The 20428-nt window shown below is 30.9% G+C and carries 22 protein-coding genes, 1 rRNA gene and 1 riboswitch; of the genes, 1 reads left to right on the top strand and 22 read right to left on the bottom strand.

Features of this window, described 5'->3' with window-relative positions; translation table 11 throughout:
* Positions 1-112, bottom strand: a 16S ribosomal RNA gene (locus AB4Y15_RS12765); the annotation flags it as partial.
* A gap of 490 nt (positions 113-602) precedes the next feature.
* Here AB4Y15_RS12765 and yyaC point away from each other — a divergent pair.
* Complete coding sequence (gene yyaC / locus AB4Y15_RS12760) at positions 603-1199, top strand: spore protease YyaC (RefSeq protein ID WP_427340731.1); 597 nt, start codon at positions 603-605, stop codon at positions 1197-1199.
* Positions 1200-1206: 7 nt separating this feature from the next.
* Here yyaC and AB4Y15_RS12755 read toward each other — a convergent pair whose 3' ends face one another.
* The 21 genes from AB4Y15_RS12755 to AB4Y15_RS12655 all read right to left on the bottom strand — a co-directional run.
* Complete coding sequence (locus AB4Y15_RS12755) at positions 1207-1491, bottom strand: YkuS family protein (protein WP_427340730.1); 285 nt, start codon at positions 1489-1491, stop codon at positions 1207-1209.
* 63 nt (positions 1492-1554) lie between these two features.
* Positions 1555-2436, bottom strand: a complete 882-nt coding sequence (locus tag AB4Y15_RS12750; protein ID WP_427340729.1) for a diacylglycerol/lipid kinase family protein — start codon at positions 2434-2436, stop codon at positions 1555-1557.
* 18 nt (positions 2437-2454) lie between these two features.
* The gene (locus AB4Y15_RS12745) at positions 2455-2970 is read right to left on the bottom strand and encodes a DUF4446 family protein (protein ID WP_427340728.1); all 516 of its coding nucleotides are present in this window, start codon (positions 2968-2970) and stop codon (positions 2455-2457) included.
* A gap of 69 nt (positions 2971-3039) precedes the next feature.
* Entirely contained in the window at positions 3040-4182 is a 1143-nt protein-coding gene (locus AB4Y15_RS12740) for an aminotransferase class V-fold PLP-dependent enzyme (protein ID WP_427340727.1), read from the bottom strand.
* A gap of 380 nt (positions 4183-4562) precedes the next feature.
* The gene (locus tag AB4Y15_RS12735) at positions 4563-5366 is read right to left on the bottom strand and encodes a formate/nitrite transporter family protein (RefSeq protein WP_427340726.1); all 804 of its coding nucleotides are present in this window, start codon (positions 5364-5366) and stop codon (positions 4563-4565) included.
* A gap of 14 nt (positions 5367-5380) precedes the next feature.
* On the bottom strand, positions 5381-5932 hold the full coding sequence (locus AB4Y15_RS12730) for a beta-class carbonic anhydrase (RefSeq protein WP_427340725.1): 552 nt from the start codon (positions 5930-5932) through the stop codon (positions 5381-5383).
* Positions 5933-6036: 104 nt separating this feature from the next.
* Entirely contained in the window at positions 6037-6480 is a 444-nt protein-coding gene (locus tag AB4Y15_RS12725) for an MOSC domain-containing protein (RefSeq protein ID WP_427340724.1), read from the bottom strand.
* An 18-nt stretch (positions 6481-6498) separates the two neighbouring features.
* On the bottom strand, positions 6499-6966 hold the full coding sequence (moaC, locus tag AB4Y15_RS12720) for a cyclic pyranopterin monophosphate synthase MoaC (protein WP_427340723.1): 468 nt from the start codon (positions 6964-6966) through the stop codon (positions 6499-6501).
* Between the two features lies 1 nt (position 6967).
* Positions 6968-7924, bottom strand: a complete 957-nt coding sequence (gene moaA, locus AB4Y15_RS12715) for a GTP 3',8-cyclase MoaA (protein WP_427340722.1) — start codon at positions 7922-7924, stop codon at positions 6968-6970.
* Between the two features lie 22 nt (positions 7925-7946).
* Positions 7947-9842, bottom strand: coding sequence for a molybdopterin biosynthesis protein (locus tag AB4Y15_RS12710; RefSeq protein WP_427340721.1), 1896 nt, complete (start codon positions 9840-9842; stop codon positions 7947-7949).
* A 156-nt stretch (positions 9843-9998) separates the two neighbouring features.
* Entirely contained in the window at positions 9999-11225 is a 1227-nt protein-coding gene (locus AB4Y15_RS12705) for a molybdopterin molybdotransferase MoeA (protein ID WP_427340720.1), read from the bottom strand.
* Entirely contained in the window at positions 11225-11857 is a 633-nt protein-coding gene (locus AB4Y15_RS12700; RefSeq protein ID WP_427340719.1) for an ABC transporter ATP-binding protein, read from the bottom strand. Before AB4Y15_RS12700 ends, AB4Y15_RS12705 begins: the two co-directional genes overlap by 1 nt.
* A 1-nt stretch (position 11858) precedes the next feature.
* Positions 11859-12548, bottom strand: coding sequence for an ABC transporter permease (locus tag AB4Y15_RS12695; protein WP_427340718.1), 690 nt, complete (start codon positions 12546-12548; stop codon positions 11859-11861).
* A gap of 177 nt (positions 12549-12725) precedes the next feature.
* Positions 12726-13565 carry an ABC transporter substrate-binding protein gene (locus AB4Y15_RS12690; RefSeq protein WP_427340717.1) on the bottom strand — a complete coding sequence of 280 codons (840 nt, stop codon included), beginning with the start codon at positions 13563-13565 and terminating at the stop codon, positions 12726-12728.
* Positions 13566-13693: 128 nt separating this feature from the next.
* Positions 13694-13815, bottom strand: a riboswitch (molybdenum cofactor riboswitch).
* Complete coding sequence (gene fdhD, locus AB4Y15_RS12685; RefSeq protein WP_427340716.1) at positions 13784-14566, bottom strand: formate dehydrogenase accessory sulfurtransferase FdhD; 783 nt, start codon at positions 14564-14566, stop codon at positions 13784-13786. It overlaps the preceding riboswitch by 32 nt.
* 38 nt (positions 14567-14604) lie before the next feature.
* The gene (gene mobA, locus AB4Y15_RS12680) at positions 14605-15210 is read right to left on the bottom strand and encodes a molybdenum cofactor guanylyltransferase (RefSeq protein ID WP_427340715.1); all 606 of its coding nucleotides are present in this window, start codon (positions 15208-15210) and stop codon (positions 14605-14607) included.
* A 10-nt stretch (positions 15211-15220) separates the two neighbouring features.
* Positions 15221-15709 carry a MogA/MoaB family molybdenum cofactor biosynthesis protein gene (locus tag AB4Y15_RS12675; protein WP_427340714.1) on the bottom strand — a complete coding sequence of 163 codons (489 nt, stop codon included), beginning with the start codon at positions 15707-15709 and terminating at the stop codon, positions 15221-15223.
* 1 nt (position 15710) lies between these two features.
* The gene (locus AB4Y15_RS12670) at positions 15711-16208 is read right to left on the bottom strand and encodes a ferritin-like domain-containing protein (protein WP_427340713.1); all 498 of its coding nucleotides are present in this window, start codon (positions 16206-16208) and stop codon (positions 15711-15713) included.
* Between the two features lie 4 nt (positions 16209-16212).
* Positions 16213-18891: a formate dehydrogenase subunit alpha gene (gene fdhF / locus AB4Y15_RS12665; protein ID WP_427340712.1), complete on the bottom strand. Its 2679-nt coding sequence runs from the start codon at positions 18889-18891 to the stop codon at positions 16213-16215.
* Positions 18892-18909: 18 nt separating this feature from the next.
* Positions 18910-19830, bottom strand: coding sequence for an NADH-quinone oxidoreductase subunit G (locus tag AB4Y15_RS12660; protein WP_427340711.1), 921 nt, complete (start codon positions 19828-19830; stop codon positions 18910-18912).
* Between the two features lie 18 nt (positions 19831-19848).
* Positions 19849-20428 (bottom strand): DUF362 domain-containing protein (locus AB4Y15_RS12655; RefSeq protein WP_427340710.1); only part of this gene is annotated, 580 nt, incomplete at its 5' end.

Raw genomic sequence — 20428 nt, 5'->3', positions numbered from 1 at the left:
TTTCGGTACTTTAAATCCCCCGAAGGTTCATTAAAGTACCTACCCGCTCGACTTGCATGTGTTAGGCACGCCGCCAGCGTTCGTCCTGAGCCAGGATCAAACTCTCAAGGAAAAACTTGATTTTCAGCTATCAGCTGTTAGCTTGTAATCCTGTCTCCGCACTGTTCAGTTTTCAAAGACCAAATCTTCTTTATCAAATCTTTTTTATCGGCTTTTGCCGCCGACTCTTAATACTATAGCAGATTTGTTTATCTATGTCAATAACTTTTTTAAACTTTTTTGTTCTGCTTTTTCCCTCAACGACAAGAAATAATTTACCACAAAACTTTTAATTAGTCAAGAACATTTTTTATAATCCATAGGAAATTATAAACTACTTTAAAATTATAAACTACTTTAAATTGTGGATAAATTCAAATATAATTTCCGTTTATGGATATGGGCAAAATCTTCTTTAATTTATTCAAATCGAAAATTTTGTTCGATTTTTATACTATCACAAAATAATAATGAATAAAATATATTAAATATTCTTTCTGTATTTATTATTCTGTTTTTGGGAAAACTTGTACGTAAAAGATTATTTGTCAGGAGGATAGAGTATGTTTTTTCAAATCAATTATAATAAGAATAGCATAAATTCTTTTTCTCCTTATGCAGTAAGTGAATTTAGTAAAATTATTTTAGAATTCCTAAACAAATACTACAATAAAAATTATAAAGAACTGGTCATTGTATGTATAGGAACAGATAGGTCAACTGGAGATAGTTTAGGCCCTTTAGTAGGATATAAACTCTCACCGTTCTTTAAAAAAAATAGTAAAGTACATCTATTTGGCACCCTGGATAATCCCATACATGCAAAAAATCTTAAAGAAAACATTAATTTTATAAAAAATACATTCGATAATCCTTTTGTAATTGCCATAGATGCTTGTTTAGGTAATATTGATAGGATAGGTTATGTAAAAGTCGAAAAAGGACCATTAAAACCAGGAGCTGGAGTAAATAAGAATTTACCTGAAATAGGTGATATTCATATAACAGGAATAGTAAACGTTAGTGGATTTATGGAGTATATTGTACTACAAAACACCAGACTAAGTATTGTAATGAAAATGGCAGATGTTATATCAAAGTCTTTTTATTTAAGCTATATTCAATTTTGCAAAGATAATATCCAAACAATGCATAATTAAAAGCCCATCATTCAAATAATGGGCTGTACAATCTATTATTTATAATATACTCTATTTCCTCTAACGTTTTACCAGTTGCATTAATTAAAAGTATCTCTTTATTTCTATTCATCTCAAACCCTACATCCATGCTTACATATCTATCTATATAAGGTATGCTATAACCATCAGCCATATATATTATTGCTTCTACTTCTTCATTTTCATTAATATCATACACTTCATAACCTCTACTTTCTAAACTATACTTTAAATCATCAAGTCCTTTTTGAATACCTATCTTTTTTGTCATAATAAAACACCCCCAGAATACTCATTTAAAATTAGTATCTTCTGTAAGGGTGTTTTTATTCTCTTACTGAACTATAACTTCTATGCTTTTTCTTTCTATTGTAAATATTATCTCGTCATCAGAATCCAATATTTCTCCATCTATGTTTAAACTTATTGAATTACACATGCTTACTTTTACATCTTTAGATTTGTAAAATTGAACATATTTTTTAAATTCACCATGTTTCCCTTTAAATATAGACGGAAATAGTAATAAAAGCTTTAATTTAGAAATCTTTTTTATAAAACAGATTTCAAATAACCCATCATCTTCTAAAGCATTAGGGCATATTGCCATACCCCCACCATAATATTTACCATTTCCAACAGCTATAAGGAGAATCTCATCATTAATTTCTCTATCATCAAGTTTAACCTTAATCTTTTTACACTTATAAGATATAAGTGTTACTAACAAACCCACCGTATAAGCAATTTTGCTTTTAATATATCTTTTTATTTTCTCTGTATTTTTAACTATTTCAGCATCAAATCCAATACTTGCAATGTTTAGAAATGGTTTCCCATAAGCATACCCTAAATCTATACTCTTAACTCTACGATTTATTATTAAATCTAAAGCTTCTTTTACATTTTCAGGTATATTTAATGTTCTAGCTAAATCATTACCAGTACCACCAGGTATAATACCCAATATACCTTTACCCATTTCAACTATTCCAATCATTACTTCATTAATAGTTCCATCGCCACCTACGGCCACTATAATATCAAATCCATCTTTAAGTGCATTTTTAGTGATTTCTGTTGCTTCCTTAAGTCTTGTAGTTTCAATAATTTTATATTTAATATCAGTTTTTTTCATCTTTTCTTCAATGTAAGGTATTAAACTCTTAGCCCTGTTTTTTCCGGCAATTGGATTTACAACAAAACACAAGCTCAAAACATACCACCTAACTTTTTATATGCTGCCTAAGTTCTTTGAAATACCCTGTTCTTTAGCTATTTCTATAGCCTGTATTTCTTCATCTGAAAGTGCATAATTAGATTTCCCATTAAATATGGGCTTTGCATAAGTATTACATTCGTTTCTACCAAATAAACTTGATATTACAAAACCATTAAGATTATCATCTAATAGAGCTACTGAAAAACTTAAATCACTTCCTACATCATTAAAAGCATTATATCTTACAAAACCTACTCTTTGTACTGCAAATTTTAACTTGCTGTCTAATTTTTCACACATGTTTTTGATAGCTTCTGTCTCTTTTCTCATATCTTTAACTTCTTCAATATATTCAAAAATCAAATCCTCTAGAGAATCTTTATCAACACCTTCAACAAGCTTGTTATATTTTTTTGTAATTGAAGAAATTCTTATCTGACTAATAATGTTTAATAATAACAAAAATATTACTCCAACTGTTAGAAAAATAATTATTTGGTTACTATACTGTGCAATCATCTCTTCCATAATTTACAGACCCCCTTTATGTTACGATATGGTTAATATTCGTTAATTGTCTTTAAATTCCTTCAAAAATTATATTTCCTTTGCTATTTCTCTTATTGCTTTTATTGCATTTTCAATATCTTCATGTATATTAAAATAACCAATACTAAATCTTACAACTCCTTGTTCAAATGTACCTATTGTCTTATGAGCCAAAGGGGCACAATGAAGTCCTGGCCTAACTGCTATGTTAAAAACTCTATCCAAAATATAACTTACCTCAGATGAATCTTCTTCACCAAGATTAATAGATACAACAGGGGCCTGTTTCTTTACATCACAAGGTCCATAAATTTTTACTTTATCTATTTTTTTAAGCTCTTCTATAAAATGCTCTGTTAACTCCTCTTCGTGTTTTCTTATATTTTCAATACCTGTTTTTAATATGAATTTAACTCCTGCTCCTAATCCTACTATCCCAGGCGTATTTGGTGTACCACTTTCAAACTTATCTGGTAACATCTCAGGCTGTATTAAAGACTCAGACTTACTACCTGTTCCTCCCTCTTTCATTTGCATTACATCTATTCCTTCTCTTATATAAATTCCACCAGTTCCTTGTGGCCCTAATAAACTTTTATGCCCAGGAAATACAAGAATATCTATATTCATACTTTTTACATCAATATCATATACTCCAGCAGTCTGTGCAGCATCTACCATGTAAAGTAAACCATTTTTATGTGCTATTTTACTTATTTCATCTATAGGGAATAAAGTCCCAGTAACATTAGAGGCATGAGTGGTAATTATCATTTTAGTATTCTGTTTAATATTTTTTTCAATATCCTTTATGTCTATCATTCCAGTCTTATCACATTGGATAATAGTAGTTTCTACACCTATATTCTCTAAAGCTTTGAGTGGTCTTAATACCGAATTATGTTCCATAGAAGTTGTTATTACATGATCGCCTGATTTTAAAATACCTTTAATACCGAGATTAAGCCCTTCAGTAGCATTTAATGTAAATATTATATTCATTGGATTTTCAATATTGAATAGCTTACTTAAAAGTTCTCTTGTTTCATATATGGCTCTACCAGCTTTTAGAGCTAACTTATGTCCAGATCTACCAGGATTGGCTCCAAATTCCTTCATAGATTCTAACATGGCTTGATAAACTTCTTCTGGTTTCGGATAAGTAGTTGCAGCATTATCGAAATAAATCAAATCCCTCACCTCCAAATAAATGACAATTTAATTATAACATATTAATCTATTAATTCAGACTTCAAACAAGCTCCTTTTTTATAATCCATAGGAAATTATATTCCTTATTAAATTGTAGATAATTTTGAATATGATTTCCGTTTATGGATATAAGCAAAATCTTCATTTATTTAAATCGAAGATTTTATTCATTTTAATGAAAATAATAAAAACTTTATTAACAGTATATAAACCTAATACCATTTTTACCTGGTTAATATACTACATCTTACTATTCTGAATTGTGTTAATATTTTGATATATTTGACTAACTTTCTTCTTATAAAATTTGATAGAAAAATAAGGATGCAAAACTGTGCATCCTTCATTTTAACTACATATTAAGCCTTGGCTGTTTCTTTTTCTTTAGCAGGTATTACATAAGCTAAATAATATACAACAGGAACTATAATAGCTCCACCCATAATATTACCTAAAGTAACAGGAATTAAATTCTTCATCCAAATTTGTCCCCAAGTAGCTTCAAGCCCTAAAAATTTACCTAAAGAAATAAAGTACATATTAGCTATACTATGTTCATATCCTGATAAAACAAACAGCATTATTGGGAACCAACAAGCAAATATTTTAGATATTACATCAGTAGCTCCTACTGCTAACCAAACGGCTAATACGACTAACATATTACATAAAATAGCTCTAAAGAAAGCTTGACTAAATGTTAAACTAACTTTTCCAGCAGCAATCTTTACAGCTAATTGAGTCGCTGGAGCATCTACTTTATAAAAATTGGCTTTAACTACAACTATAGCTAATAATATTGATCCGATAAAGTTTCCTAAATAAACAAAAAACCAGTTTTTTAACATTTGGTTTGCATTAATTTTTTTGTCCATTAAAGCTAATGTCATAAGATTATTGCCTGTAAACAATTCAGCCCCAGCCATTACAACTAACATAAGTCCTACAGGGAATACCGCAGCACCCATGAATTTCATAAGTCCAACATCAATATTTTTTAATGTTTGCATAACAGTGATATCAGCTTGTGCTCCAAAGCCTATAAAAATACCTGCAAAAATACCTAATAAAATCATTTGCAAAGTTGATAAATTAGCTTTTTTTACACCAGCATTAATAGTAGCTTGAGCTATTTCTGGTGGTGTCAACATTCTCTTTTGCATTTTAATACTCCTTTCTATTCATTATCATTTATGATAACTTCTAATTCCCCACTATTCGGGTCAATTAGAAGACCATGAACCTTTACATCCTTAGGTACAAACGGCGAGCTTTTTATTTTTTTTACTACATGAATTATGTTTTCCTTTTCATCATTTATAATGCCTGTCCAGTTAGCTAAGTCTATTGAATCTATAGCTTCTTTAGGAACTCCTCTTTGTAACATCTTATTTTTTATATCCTCTAAATTCTGTTTCGCCATACCACAATCCTTATGCCCTACTACAAAAACTTCCTTTAACCCCATCATAATCGTTCCTAAAGATATACTTCTTATAACATCATCACAATTGTCTCTAATGCTGTTTCCAGCATTCTTAAGAACCTTTACTTCTCCCCTTTTGAATCCCATTGCTTCCTCAACTAGTCCAACTAACCTTGTATCCATACATGTAAAAATAAGCACTTCTTTCTGTGCATGAGAACTTATTGGCTCATCTGCTCCTCTTTTTTTTCTAGCTTCTACATATTTTTTATTATTCTCAAGTACCTTTTCTAAAACTCCCATGATACCCTCCGTTTGTTTATTTTTTAACAATCTAACAATTTATATTATACTAAATATCCTTCTAATAATCAATTACATTTTCAAATTAATTTAATAATCAAACTTTAATACAATACTTCAATAACATCTCCTACTTTTATCTTGCCACCCTTTAAAACTCTTGTAAATACACCTTCTTTAGGCATTACACACTGTCCAACTTCTTTCGCTATAGCACAATCCGAATGACACTTTTTACCGATTTGAGTTATTTCTTGTATCGTTTCCCCAATCTTTAATTTAGTTCCTACAGGTAATTCGTAAAGCTTTATCCCTTCAGTAGTAATGTTTTCAGCAAACTTTCCGCTACACAAACCTTTTATTCCTAATTTTTTCATCTTTTCAATACTCTCTACTCCGAGTAAACTAACTTGTCTGTGCCATTTCCCTGCATGAGCATCACCTACTAGCCCAAAATCTTCTTTAAATATACCTTCAGGTATAGGTGTTTTTACCACCCCTTTCTTCTCGCTTATATTTATAGCCACTACTTTCCCTATATTTTTCATAACAATCACTCCTCAACTTTAATATCTGCTATAGTCTCCAGACTTACCACCAGTTTTCTTTACAAGCATAATATCACTAATTACCATATCCTTATCTACTGCTTTACACATATCATATATAGTAAGTGCTGCAATAGAAACTGCCATAAGAGCTTCCATTTCCACACCTGTTTTTCCAACAGTCTTAACTTCTGACTCAATTTCAATTGCATCATCTAAAATATTAAATCTTATATCAGCTCCAGTAATAAATATATTATGGCACATAGGTATCATATCACTCGTTTTTTTTGCTCCCATTATACCACCTATTTGTGCAACAGAAAGTACATTACCCTTTTTTATAAGACCTTCCTTTATTAAATTGATAGTTTCTTTTTTCATACTAATTTTACCTTTAGCAATTGCTGTTCGTTTAGTGTCATCCTTGTTACTTATTTCCACCATATGCGCTAAACCTTTGTCATTAAAATGTGTAAATTTCATATTAACCTCCTATCTGAACCATATTTCTATTTATATAACTACCATTTTCTAAATTGTGTGATAAGGGTTTGTTTTTTACTTTTTCACATATTATATCTTTTAAGTTTTTACCTTGTCTTAAAGGAGTTTTTAGATCAATCTCTTCATCTGAATGTAAACAAAGCTTTAATTTTCCTTGAGATGCAACTCTTACTTTATTACATGAATCACAAAATTTACAAGAAATAGGATTAATAAAACCAATTCTACCTTTAGAATTTGGTATTTTGTAATAAACTGCTGGTGAATGCAATTCTGAATTAGGAATTTTTACTAAATTAGGAATTTTTTCAAACACTATTCTGCTAGTTATAAATTTTTTAATAGCAAAATCCCTTACTTGTCCTATCGGCATTAATTCAATAAATCTTACGTCTATATGTTCAGTTAAAGTTATTTTTGCAAAATCTTCTATTTCATCTTCATTAAATCCCCTTATTAAAACTACATTCAATTTAATAGGTTCTAATCCAACTTTTTTTGCTTCTTCAATTCCCTCTAGTACATCTTTTAGTTTACCTCCACGAGTTATATATGAAAATTTATTTTCTTTTAAAGTGTCTATACTTATATTTACTCTATTTAATCCTGCATCTTTTAAAGACTTTGCATATTTTTTAAGCAAAATACCATTAGTAGTAATGGCCAAATCTTTAATGCCTTCTAATTTCGCTATATTTTCAACCAGCTTAATTATTCCTCTTCTTATTAATGGCTCTCCCCCAGTTAATCTAACTTTTTTTACACCAAGGGTTTCAAAAACTTTAACTATTTCTAATAATTCCTCAATTCTTAATACATCTTCATGCGATAACTTACATACACCATCTTTAGGCATACAGTATCTACATCTTAAATTGCATAAATCTGTAACAGATAACCTTAAATAGTTTATTTCTCTATCAAAAGAATCTTTCATAAATCCACCTACTTTAATTAAATCAATTAATTACAATAATTTCCCCCGTATTTTCAAATTTATATCCACCTAATCTTTCTACTCTTTTCTTAAACTCGTGTGATTTTAATATAGATATAAATCTTTGAATTTCTGTTTTTTCTAAATACTCGAATGGTACTAAAAAATCATAATCCTCATATCCTACTGGTATAAAATCTAAATCGACAGCTTTAGCTGCTGATAAAACTCCAAGTCCTGTAGTAGCCATACCTGTCTTTACAGCCATAGCCACAGACATATGTGTATTCACTTCTTTATGATAGCCTCTAATGTCATTAAAATCTATTTTTAACTTTCTAAGATTATAATCTAATAACAATCTAGTGCCAGAACCTTTTTGTCTATTTATAAAAGTTACATCATCTCTAATTAAATCATTAAATGATTTAATATTATATGGATTACCTTTAGCAACAATAAATCCTTGAAGTCTTTTTACCCCTTTAATTATAGCCATTTTATTGCCCTGGAAATATTTTTTTACGTATGAAATGTTGTACTGCCCCGTATTTGGATCTAATAAATGTATTGGTGATATATGACATTCTCCTCTCCTCATAGCCATAATACCACCCATGCTTCCCACATGTCCTGATGAAATCTTCATCATATCAGATATAACATCCATAATTAAATCATGACTTCCAATTGAAACCAATCTATTTTTTATCTCTTTTTCTGTTTTTAATAATTTTATTTGTACTTCTTCGCCTGATTCTATACCTTCTATGTTTTTAGGTATTTCCAATATACCGTCTGCTCTAACTAAACTCATAGTAACTCCTGCACCTCTAACTAAAGGTGTAGCTATATATTTACCATTTATATATCCTAAAATTACTCTGACTAATTCTTTATGTTTTAAAGATGAAACTATTCTCTTTGATAAAATTGCCTTAACAATATTACGTTCATCAACATCTATTTCCTGAAATTTAAAAATTAAAGGTTTGACAAAAGTTTCAAATACAAAATATGCCGACACGGGATAACCTGGTATTCCAATAACTGGCTTATCATTTATCAAGCCTAATATCGTTGGTTTTCCTGGTTTTAAGGCAACTCCGTGAACAACAACTTCTCCAAGCTCTTTAATTACTTTAACTGTATAGTCTTTAGAACCAGCTGACGAACCAGCATTAACTAATAAAATATCATTATCTCTTATACCTTTCACTATAGCCTCTTTAAGCAAATTATAATCATCTTTTACTGGTTTATATCTATTAGGAATACCTCCATACTCTGTGATTAATCCTTCAAAAACTCTTGAATTCGATTCCAGTATTTTACCTTCTTTTAACTCCGATAATTCTTCAACTAATTCTGAGCCTGTCGGTATAATTCCTATCCTAGGCTTTTTATATACCTTAACAGTTTTAACTCCTCCTGAAATTAATGCTCCTAAATCCACAGGGCGAATTTTATGCTTTGACGGAATAATCATTTCTGTTGCTATAATATCTTCTCCAACAGGTCTAATATGCTGCCAAGGATATGCTGGCTTTATTATTTTTATCTTACCTTCATCTATTTCAATAACATCTTCTATCATAATTACTGCATCATAAGGTTCTTTGACTAAATTTCCTGTATTAATATATTCAAAATCTTTTCCTTCAATCAGAATGACAGGATTTACTTCGCTTGCAGTATACGTTTTTTCTGCTTTAACTACTATACCATCCATAGCAGCTGCATTGTAATGAGGTGATGAAGTTTTAGCATATATAGCTTCAAATGTTACTCTTCCCAATGAATCCAATACATCAACTTCTTCATAATCTAACTTTTTAGTAATCTTTTTAAAATATATTTTTCTAGCTTCTTCTACATCAAAATTTCCTATATAAATATTTCTATCCTCCTTATTCAATGGAAAACTCCTTCCTAATAAATTATTGGAATTTCGTAATTCGATATTCGTCTTTCGCTTTTCGTACTCTGCACGCTGTACGCATTTCACACTAATTTTACATTTTCCATTTTCAATTTTAAATTTCTCTATTTTCTGTCCTCTATTCCCTGTACCCTAAAGAAAATATACATCCCTCTCGTCCCCTTTGTTTAAACCCTCTTCATCAGATTTAATTATCACATACCCATTCGAATTAGATAACAATGTAATCATTCCTGATTTCCCATAATTAGGTTTAGCAAATATTTTACCTTGCCTTTCCTCTAAAGTTACCATTTGATATGTTTCCCTACCAGGAAATGAATGGATATTAAAATCCATAACTGCTTTTGTTTTATTAATTTCATATGGCATGCCCATGATTTTTCTTACAAGATATTCAACAAAAACTTTAAAAATTATAATAGACGATACAGGATGTCCAGGTAATCCAAATACTATTTTCCCGCAAACTTCACCTACTATAGTAGGTTTTCCTGGTTTTATTGATACGCCATGTATAAAAACACCTTCACCTTGGAAAGAATTTATTAATTGACAAGTATAATCTCTATTGCCAACAGAACTGCCTCCAGAAATAAGTATAATATCTGATAATTCTATAGCTTTTTCTAATTCTTTTTTTAATAAGTTGAAATCATCTCTTACAATTACTCTTTTTACAACTTCTCCTCCTATTTGTTGGACTAAAGCACTAAGACTATATCCATTAATGTCCCTTATTTTCCCAAAATCTAATTTTTCATCTAAATCTATCAGTTCATCTCCAGTTGAAATAATATAAAATTTAGGTTTCCTATATACTTTAACATTTTTTAATCCTATAGCTGCAAGAACACCTATATCTTGTGGTTCTAATCTCTTTCCACGTTTTAAAACAACACTACCTTTCTTTATATCATCGCCAGCTCTGATTATATTCTCCCCTGGAGTAATAGGTTTTAAGACCGCTATTGTATTCTCATCAATTATCTCTACATTTTCTATCATAATCACTCCGTCTGCACCTTCTGGAATCATGCCCCCAGTTGGCACATAAACTGCTTCTCCATATGTTATTTTTAATTCAGTTTTACTTCCCATTTTGACTTCTCCTATTAAATTCAAAAAACTTGGTATAGTATCAGTCGCTCCATGACTATCACTACTTATGATTGCATAGCCATCTACTGTAGAACGATTAAATTCTGGAACATTTATATCAGATATAACGTCTTCGGCTAAAACTCTCCCTAAAACTTTTGTTATTTCAATTTCTTGAATATCTAATTTAAAATCCATAAACTTTTCTACTATCATTTTTCTAGCACTCTCTACAGAAACTACTTTAAAAAAATCCATTATAAGAACACCTTCCCATTCTCTAAGCAAATTACTTCATCACAAATTTTTTCAATCTGTTTTAAATCATGAGTTACTATTATTACTGTCGTACCTTTTTCCCTATTCATGTTTACAATCTCTTTTTCAATAATAAAAGCAGATTTACTATCTAAATTTGATGTAGGTTCATCAAGTATTAACAGTTTTGGATTAAATACTATTCCTCTCGCAATAGATACTTTTTGTGATTCTCCTCCAGACAAATTAGTTGCTATTGCATCTCTTAAGTAATTAATTTTAAATCGATTCATAATTTCATTAACCATGTTTTTTCTCATATGTTTAGATATTTTCCTCAATTTTAAAGGATACTCTATATTTTCATATACGCTTCTTGCTAATAATTTAGGTTTTTGAAAAACTAATGTCATTTCTTTTAAAATGCTTTTACTCAACGGTTTACCATCATATTTAACTACGCCATCAAAATTTTTATCTAAACCAGCTATTATATTTAATAAAGTAGTTTTCCCTACACCATTTCGTCCAATCAGACCTGTAATTTTACCTTTTTTTATTTTAAGTTCACTTATATTTAAAATATTTTTATCTCCATAGTTTTTCTTAATATTATATAGGGAAACTTCCATATTACTCCTCCTGAGTATAAGTATAAATTATGTTATTAACTAGAAATGAAATTATTAATAATACAATTCCTAAAGCTATAGCCTTCGAATAATCCCCCATAGAATTAAACATAGCTATAGAAGTTGTAATGACTCTAGTGTACCCATTTATGTTACCCCCAACTATCATAACTGTACCAACCTCAGAAATAGCCCTTGAAAATCCAGTAATCACATTTAGTAGTATATCTACTTTAAGTTCCCTTATTATCAAAATCAATATATCTATTTCATTTGCACCTAATGTAATTCCCAATTTTTCAATTTCCTTACCTCTGAATTTTGATAGATTATATGTTAATCCTAAAATGAGTGGTGTAACCAATAGTGTCTGGGCTATTATCATAGCTGTAGGAGTATATAATAAATTTAGAAAACCTAAAGGGCCTCTCCTAGATAAAATAATTGCTACAACCAAACCAACTATAACCGATGGGATGCTCATGAATGTATAAAGAATCCTTGTAAATAATTTCTTACCCTTAAAACTTTTTAGTCCTAGAAAAATTCCTGCTGGAACTGTAATTAATGAAGCTAAAACAGTAGAGGTAGAAGAGATAAATATTGTTAGTAATATTATTTGATATACTTCTCTATCAAAGCTCAGTAAAAGCTTTATAGCTTCCTTTACTCCATCTAAAATATAATCCACATCTTCTACCTCCTTTTGTCAATTAGCTTTTCGATATTTGCTGTTTAGTACTCTACCTTGTAAGAACAGTTCCAACAGCTGTTAGTTGCTAGTTATTAGTCTATTGACAATTGACTATAAACTGTCGAAAAGCGAATAGCGAACAACGAATAACCAGTAATCAATTTTGAAATTTCTCTATTCTCTACCATTTGGTACAAAAAGGGGCATTCCATATTTATCTTTGCCGTATTCCCCTATTAGCCTCTGCGTTTTATCCGAAAGCATCCAATTCATAAATATCAATGCTCCCTCTGAGTTAATATTGTCGTTTTTATCAGGATTTACAGGAATTATTCCATACTGATTAAATAATCTACTATCTTTTTCCACTATTATATCTAAATCTATTTTATCTCTCAAGTTTAAGTAAGTTGCCCTATCTGTTAAGGTATAAGCTCTCATTTCATCAGCCATCTTTAGTACATCTCCCATTCCTCTACCTGCTGACACATACCAATCACCTTCTGGTTTAATACCAGTTTCTTCCCATATTTTTAACTCTTTTTTATGTGTTCCTGAATTATCTCCTCTTGATATAAACTTTAATTTGTTTTTTGCTATAAGTTTAAATGCTTCAACTATATCATTAGATTTTTCTATTAATCCACCATTAGCCTCTTTAGGTCCTACTAAAATAAAATCATTATACATAACATCATGCCTTTTAAGTCCATGACCTTCTTTTACAAATTGTTCTTCATCTGATTTAGCATGTACTAATAGTATATCTGCTTCACCGTCTCTTCCCATTTGTAATGCCTTTCCAGTACCTACTGCAATTACTTTTACCTTAATACCAGTTTCATCTTCAAATTTAGGTAATAAGTAATCTAATAATCCACTATCCCTAGTACTAGTTGTAGTAGCTAGTATTATGGTTTTTGAATTGCCTTTATTTTTCTCCTGAATACCACACCCTATTAATAAGGCTAAAACCAATACTATACTCAATAAAACAGTAAATTTTCTACTCATTACCATGTCCTCCTTTTAATAAGTTTTATAATTTCTTATGGATTACAAAAAAACAGTCCTGGAAAGGACTGTTTAAGTTACTGACAACTGAATTAAGTATAAAAACCCAACAGCATAAATATATGTTGCCAACCAACTCAAATTTTCCTTTCCAAACACGGGAGGCATAAAGATTTCTCTTTATACCCGTCGGCTTAATATCCATAGCTTTATCTGCCTTAGGATATTAAGCTCGGAAAATTTGAATAAATATTCATCTTTTCACCTCGTGCAAACCCGATCAATACGATATTAAGCTTCCTTGCTATATCTACAGCTAAACTAGTAGGAGCTGACCTTGAAATCAATACTGGTATCTGCCTTTTAGCAACCTTAATCAATATTTCAGAGGAAATTCTACCACTAGTAAAAATCATTTTATCTTTCAAGCCTATATTATCTAGTAAAGCTCTGCCTAAAATTTTATCTAAAGCATTATGCCTTCCAATATCCTCTTCAAATAGTATTATTTTATCTTCTTGACACAATGCACAGCTATGAACTCCACCAGTACTTGCAAAAAGCTCTGACTTTTTATTAAATATTCTAATTAACTTTATAATATTTTCTTTATTTACTGATATATTCTCCTTTATGCTTTTACTTTTAAATGAATCCATAACATTATAGAATATTGTTCCTTTTCCACATCCAGTAGTTATAGTTCTCTTACCATATAACTTCTTTGCTAAAATATTTTTATCTTTTGTATAAATATATGCATGTCCATTATCTTCATCTATTGTAATACTAACTATATCTTCCTTTTTATTTATAACCCCTTCCGAATGTAAAAAACCTATAGCTAGATATTTAAGAGATTTAGGGCTACACAAAAGTGTAACAAACTCTTCATCGTTTACAAAAATGGTAAAAGGATACTCAACAACTATTATGTCCGTGTCATTTTTAATTTTTTCGCCTTTTATTCTAAGTATTTCATACTTTTTTATATCGTCCATTTTATCAATCCTTTTATCTATAATAAATACTTAAACCTTTATTCCCATCCCCTTTTTACCATAGCAAATCTCTCATATTCCTCAATTGTATTCAAATTTATAAACATATCCCAATCAGGACTAAACTTCCGAGCAGATATCTCACTTACCACAAAAAAATCTAAACTTTTAACTAATGAGAAAACCGACCTTTTCCCCCTACTAAGTTGACATTCAATAGCACTAATTATACTTTTAGAATAAAAAGCATTTAACGGCTCTATCCAGTCATCAATTTGTGTAATACAACCATGGTAATTACCGCTATCTAAACATTTTTTCATATATTTAATATAGTCTATATTAATAACGGGCATATCACATGCTATAAAATACACATATTGACTTTTTGCATTCATTAAACCTGAATGTATCCCACTTAAAGGACCCATGTCTTTTATAATATCAGATACTATTCTACAATCAACATCACTATAATATTCTGGATTGTTAGACACAATAATTATGTCATCAAACTCATCTTTAAGTTTTTCTATAATGCATAAAATAAGTCTTCTTCCATTTATATTTAGTAACTGTTTATCAAATCCCATTCTAGTACTTTTACCGCCAGCTAGTATTACAGCGCTTCCAAATTTATTCATGTTAATCCCTCTATCTAGCACATTCACTAGTTTTACCCGTCATTATCTCTAGCCCATGATGCACAGAATCAATAATATATTCTAAAGACTCTCTTACTGCTTTGGGACTTCCTGGCAGGTTTATTATTAATGTCTTATTCCTTATCCCTGAAATTCCACGAGATAACATAGCCCTAGGAGTTATCTGAAGGCTATAATACCTTATAGCCTCAGATATCCCTGGTACTAATTTATCAATAGCTTTTTTAGTAGCTTCTGGTGTAACATCCCTAGGACTAAAACCAGTACCTCCTGTCGTTAAGATTAAATCAACACCTAACTTATCAGCCATATAAACTATTTCTTCATATATCATATTCTCTTCATCTGGAAGTACAATATATTTCTCTACTCGATAGCCTTTTTCCGTTACTATATCCTTTATAACTTTACCGCTCAAATCTTCTCTTTCTTTCTTATACCCCTTATCACTTGCAGTGATTATACCTACTTTAAACATTTTATCCACCCCAAGGTAAATTCATATATTCTTGCATTCTTCTTTCATATTCTTCCTTGAATAATTTTTCATGACTATCTTCCCATTGAGCCAATACTTCAAAAACCTTTCTGGCTCCTTCATCGTCAGCTCTTTCAGCAGCTTTCCTGTAAAATTCTGCATAATCCTTTTCAATCAGATATGCCATTCTCAATATTGTTAAATCTGGAATATCTGATTCCTGTAAAGTTGCATTTAGATGTTCTGATTTCTCACGTTTTTTAAATATTTCTCTATTATTAATATCAAGTTCCTTTGGAATGTCTTTAAATCCTTTAGTCTTCTCATAGCTATCTAATTGTTCTTTAAGAAATTCATAATGCTCCATTTCAACTTCTGCTAATTTTTCAAAAATAGCTTTGCTTGTTGGATTTGAAAATTTCTCTGCCTTTTCCTTAAAAAAGTTATATCCTTCTAACTCCATTTGCATAGCATATTTTAATATTGACCTATAATCCATTTTGTTACCTCCATAACTTTTCTATTCTTACAGCACATACCTTTAGTTCAGGAATTTTTGCTATTGAATCCAATTCTGTATTAGTTAAAAAGTTTGCTGCACCATCTGCAAAGTGGAAAGGCATAAATACTACATCTTCATCTACAATGTCTGTAATTCTAACTTTAGTTGTAATTTCACCGCGTCTTGATGTAACTTTTACCTTATCACCATCATTAAGTCCAAGCTTATTAGCAGTAGCTGGATTTATTTCAATGTATGACTCTGGTGATAATTTGTTTAATCCTTCTACTCTACCTGTCATTGTTCTCGTGTGATAATGATATAATACCCTACCTGTAGTTAAAATAAACGGATATTCAGAATCAGGTAATTCTGCACTTTCTATATAATCGGTTGGCATAAATAAACCTTTACCCCTAGCACAAGAATCTTTGTGTAAATATTTAGTTCCTGGGTGGTCTTTTGTAGGACATGGCCATTGTAATCCTACCTCTTCGATTCTATCGTAACTTATACCACCATACTGAGGTGTTACAGAAGCTATCTCATCCATTATTTCAGATGGATGTGAATACTTTTTATCGTACCCTAGCATGTTCATTATATCCATCAATATTTCCCAATCAGGCTTTGATTCTCCAACTGGTTCTATAGCCTTTCTAACTCTCTGAACCCTTCTCTCTGTATTAGTAAATGTACCATCTTTTTCAGCAAAAGATGCGGCTGGCAGTACAACATCAGCAAGTTCTGCTGTTTCTGTTAAGAAAATGTCTTGCACAACTAGAAAATCCAAATTTTCTAATGCTTTCTTGACGTGATTTAAATCTGGGTCAGATACCATTGGATTTTCACCCATTATATACATGAATTTAATATTACCTTTTTCTGCCTCATGCATCATTTCTGGTATTGTTAAACCTACCTTTGATGATAGTTTAACTCCCCATGCCTTCTCAAACTTTTCTATTACCTCTGGTTTAAATACTTTTTGATATCCTGGTAAGTCTGCTGGTAATCCCCCCATATCACAGGCACCTTGAACATTGTTTTGACCACGCAATGGGTTAACTCCTGCTGACTCCTTACCTACATTACCACATAATAATGCTAAGTTAGAAATAGCCATAACACCATGTGTACCAGTTCTATGTTGAGTTATACCCATAGCATAATAAATTCCAGCTTTGTCAGCCTTAGCATATAATCTAGCAGCTTTTCTAATATCTTCAGGGTCTACACCACAAATTTCTCCTACTTTTTCAGGTGTATAATTTTTAACTAGTTTTTCTAATTCTTCATAATTTTCCGTTCTTTGTTTAATATATTCTTTATCTTGTAGTCCTTCTTCTATAATTACATTCATCATACCATTAAATAAAGCTATATTCGTACCTGGCCTGATTTGTAAAAATACATCTGCATCCTTAGCTAAATCTATTCTTCTTGGATCTGCTACAATAATCTTAGCTCCTCTTAATTTAGCCTGTCTCATTTTAGCTCCAATTACTGGATGGTTTTCTGTTGTATTAGAGCCTGTAACAAAAATTACATCAGCATTTAAAATTTCCTCAATACTATTTGTCATAGCACCGCTACCTAATGTAGTTGCAAGACCTGCAACTGTTGAGGAGTGTCAGAGTCGTGCACAGTGGTCAACATTATTTGTACCGATTACACCTCTAAATAATTTTTGGAAAAGATAATTTTCTTCATTTGTACACCTAGCAGAAGTAAGCCCTGCGAAAGCTTCTGAACCATATTTATCTTTAATCTCCTTTATTTTGTCAGTAATAAGTCTGTATGCTTCATCCCATGTTGACTCTACAAATTTACCATTCTTTTTGATTAATGGTTTTTTCAATCGGTCAGGATGATTAATAAAGTTATATCCAAATTTGCCCTTTACACATAATAACCCTTTGTTTGATGGGCCATCTGCAGGCTGCACACCAACTATCTTGTTGTCTTTTACAAGTAAATCCATTTGACAGCCAACACCACAATATGAACAAGTTGTTCTTACTTTTTTAGTCTCCCATAACCTAAATTTTTCCTTAGATTTTGGCATCAAAGCACCTACTGGACATACTGATACACAGTTACCACAAGATACACATATTGAATTTTCAATACCTTCTTCAAATGGAGTAGTTACGTGCACCTTAAATCCGCGCTCACTAAATCCTATTGCATTAGTACATTGTAATTCTGAACAAACTCTAACACATTTACCACACATGATACATTTATTCTGGTCATTATAATAAAATGGATTTGTATCATCAATAGGATACTTCTTTTTATCCCCTTTAAAACTTGATTCTTTGATGCCATACTCGTAACAATAATCCTGAAGTTTGCAATCTCCTGATTTTTCACAAGTCAAACAGTCTAGTGGGTGATTTGCAATAAGAAGTTCTAATATATCTTTTCTTACTTTGATGACTTTATCACTATGAGTGTAAATTTCCATACCCTCTTCTATTTTAGTTGAACAAGCTGTAGGAAGATTTCTCCTTCCAACTACTTCTACAACACAAAGTCTACAAGCAGCATGAGGCTTTAACCTCTCATCATAACAGAGGGTAGGAATCTCAATTCCTATTTCTCTACATGCTTGAAGTATCGTTAGATCTTCCGACACTTCAACTTTTTTACCGTTTATAGTAACACTAACCATAAAATCTACCCTCCTTGCTTAACCTTCTATCTTTTCTATTATTTCTTCTAGTCCTAGTGCTTTTTGCCAGTCTGTCTCAATAAACTTACCATTTTCCTTTATATATGGCTTATCAATTTTTTCAACATTTACTAATTCTGTCCATAACCTTCCCTTTAAACAGAGTGGTCTTCCCTCTCCTGGAGCTTTTGCTTTTACTGCAACAGTCTTACCATTCTTCTTGAGAACTTCAAAATCACAACCGTATTCACAAACCTTACACTTTACTACCTCTTTTTCAGCCTCCCAAACTCTTATCTTGTTCATATTCCTTCTGTCAATTAATGCACCTGTTGGACATACTGCAACACATCTATTACAAGATACGCATCTTGATTCTTCTAATGAGTTATTTGCATCTGCAACTATTCTTGTTTCAAAACCTCTATTAGCAAAAGATAATACTGCTCTTTCATTTATTTGTGCACACGTTCTTACACATTTGCCACAAAGAATACATTTACTTTCATCTCTTAATATATAAGGACTTGATGTATCTATCAGAGCTTTTCTTCTTTCTCCATTATGTTCTCTAAATTTAACATTATATCTATAAGCATATTTTTGAAGCAAACACTCTCCAGCCTTCTCACAAGTTAAACAGTCATTTGGATGATTATCCAATAATAATTGTAATATTTCTTTTCTTGTTTTAACTACTCTTTCACTTTCAGTATGAACAACCATTCCTTCAGCTACTTGTGTTGAACAGGCTGTCATTAGTTTTGGATTCCCTTCAATTTCAACTATACATAACCTGCAAGAAGATACCACTTCTAAATTTGGGTCATAGCACAATGCAGGTATATCAATTCCCAATTTTTCAGCTGCTTGGATAATAGTATAATTCTCAGGCACAGAAATTTTTTGTCCGTCTATTGATAAAGTTACTTTTTTCATATCTATTCCCCCTAAAGGTTACTTCTTGATTATTGCATCAAATGGACATACAGCTTGGCAAGCACCACATTTAATACACTTATCTTGATCTATTATATGTCTTTCTTTAACTTTTCCACTTATACATGATACTGGGCATTGTTTAGCACATTTAGTACATCCAACACATTTCTCTGTTATATAATATTGTAGTAATTCTTGACATGAACCAGCTGGACATCTCTTTTCATTTACATGCGCTTCATATTCGTGTCTAAAATATTTTAATGTTGATAATACTGGATTCGGTGCTGTTTGTCCTAATCCACATAATGATGCTGATTTGATAGTTTCAGCTAAATTTTCTAACTTCTCTATATCTTCTGGTTCACCTTTGCCGCTAGTTATTCTTTCTAATATCTCTAACATTCTCTTTGTACCCTCACGACATGGAGTACATTTACCACATGACTCTTCCACAGTAAAGTCTAAGAAGAATCTCGCTATATCTACCATACATGTATCTTCGTCCATTACTATCATTCCGCCTGAACCCATCATTGAACCTAATTCTGTTAATGTATCAAATTCTATTGGTGTATCTATTAGGTCTGCTGGT

Source organism: Caloranaerobacter longqiensis (genome assembly GCF_050286925.1).
Classification (GTDB): domain Bacteria; phylum Bacillota; class Clostridia; order Tissierellales; family Thermohalobacteraceae; genus Caloranaerobacter.
The sequence above is the reverse complement of the archived record's forward strand: the minus strand, read 5'-3'. Positions and strand labels throughout refer to the sequence as shown.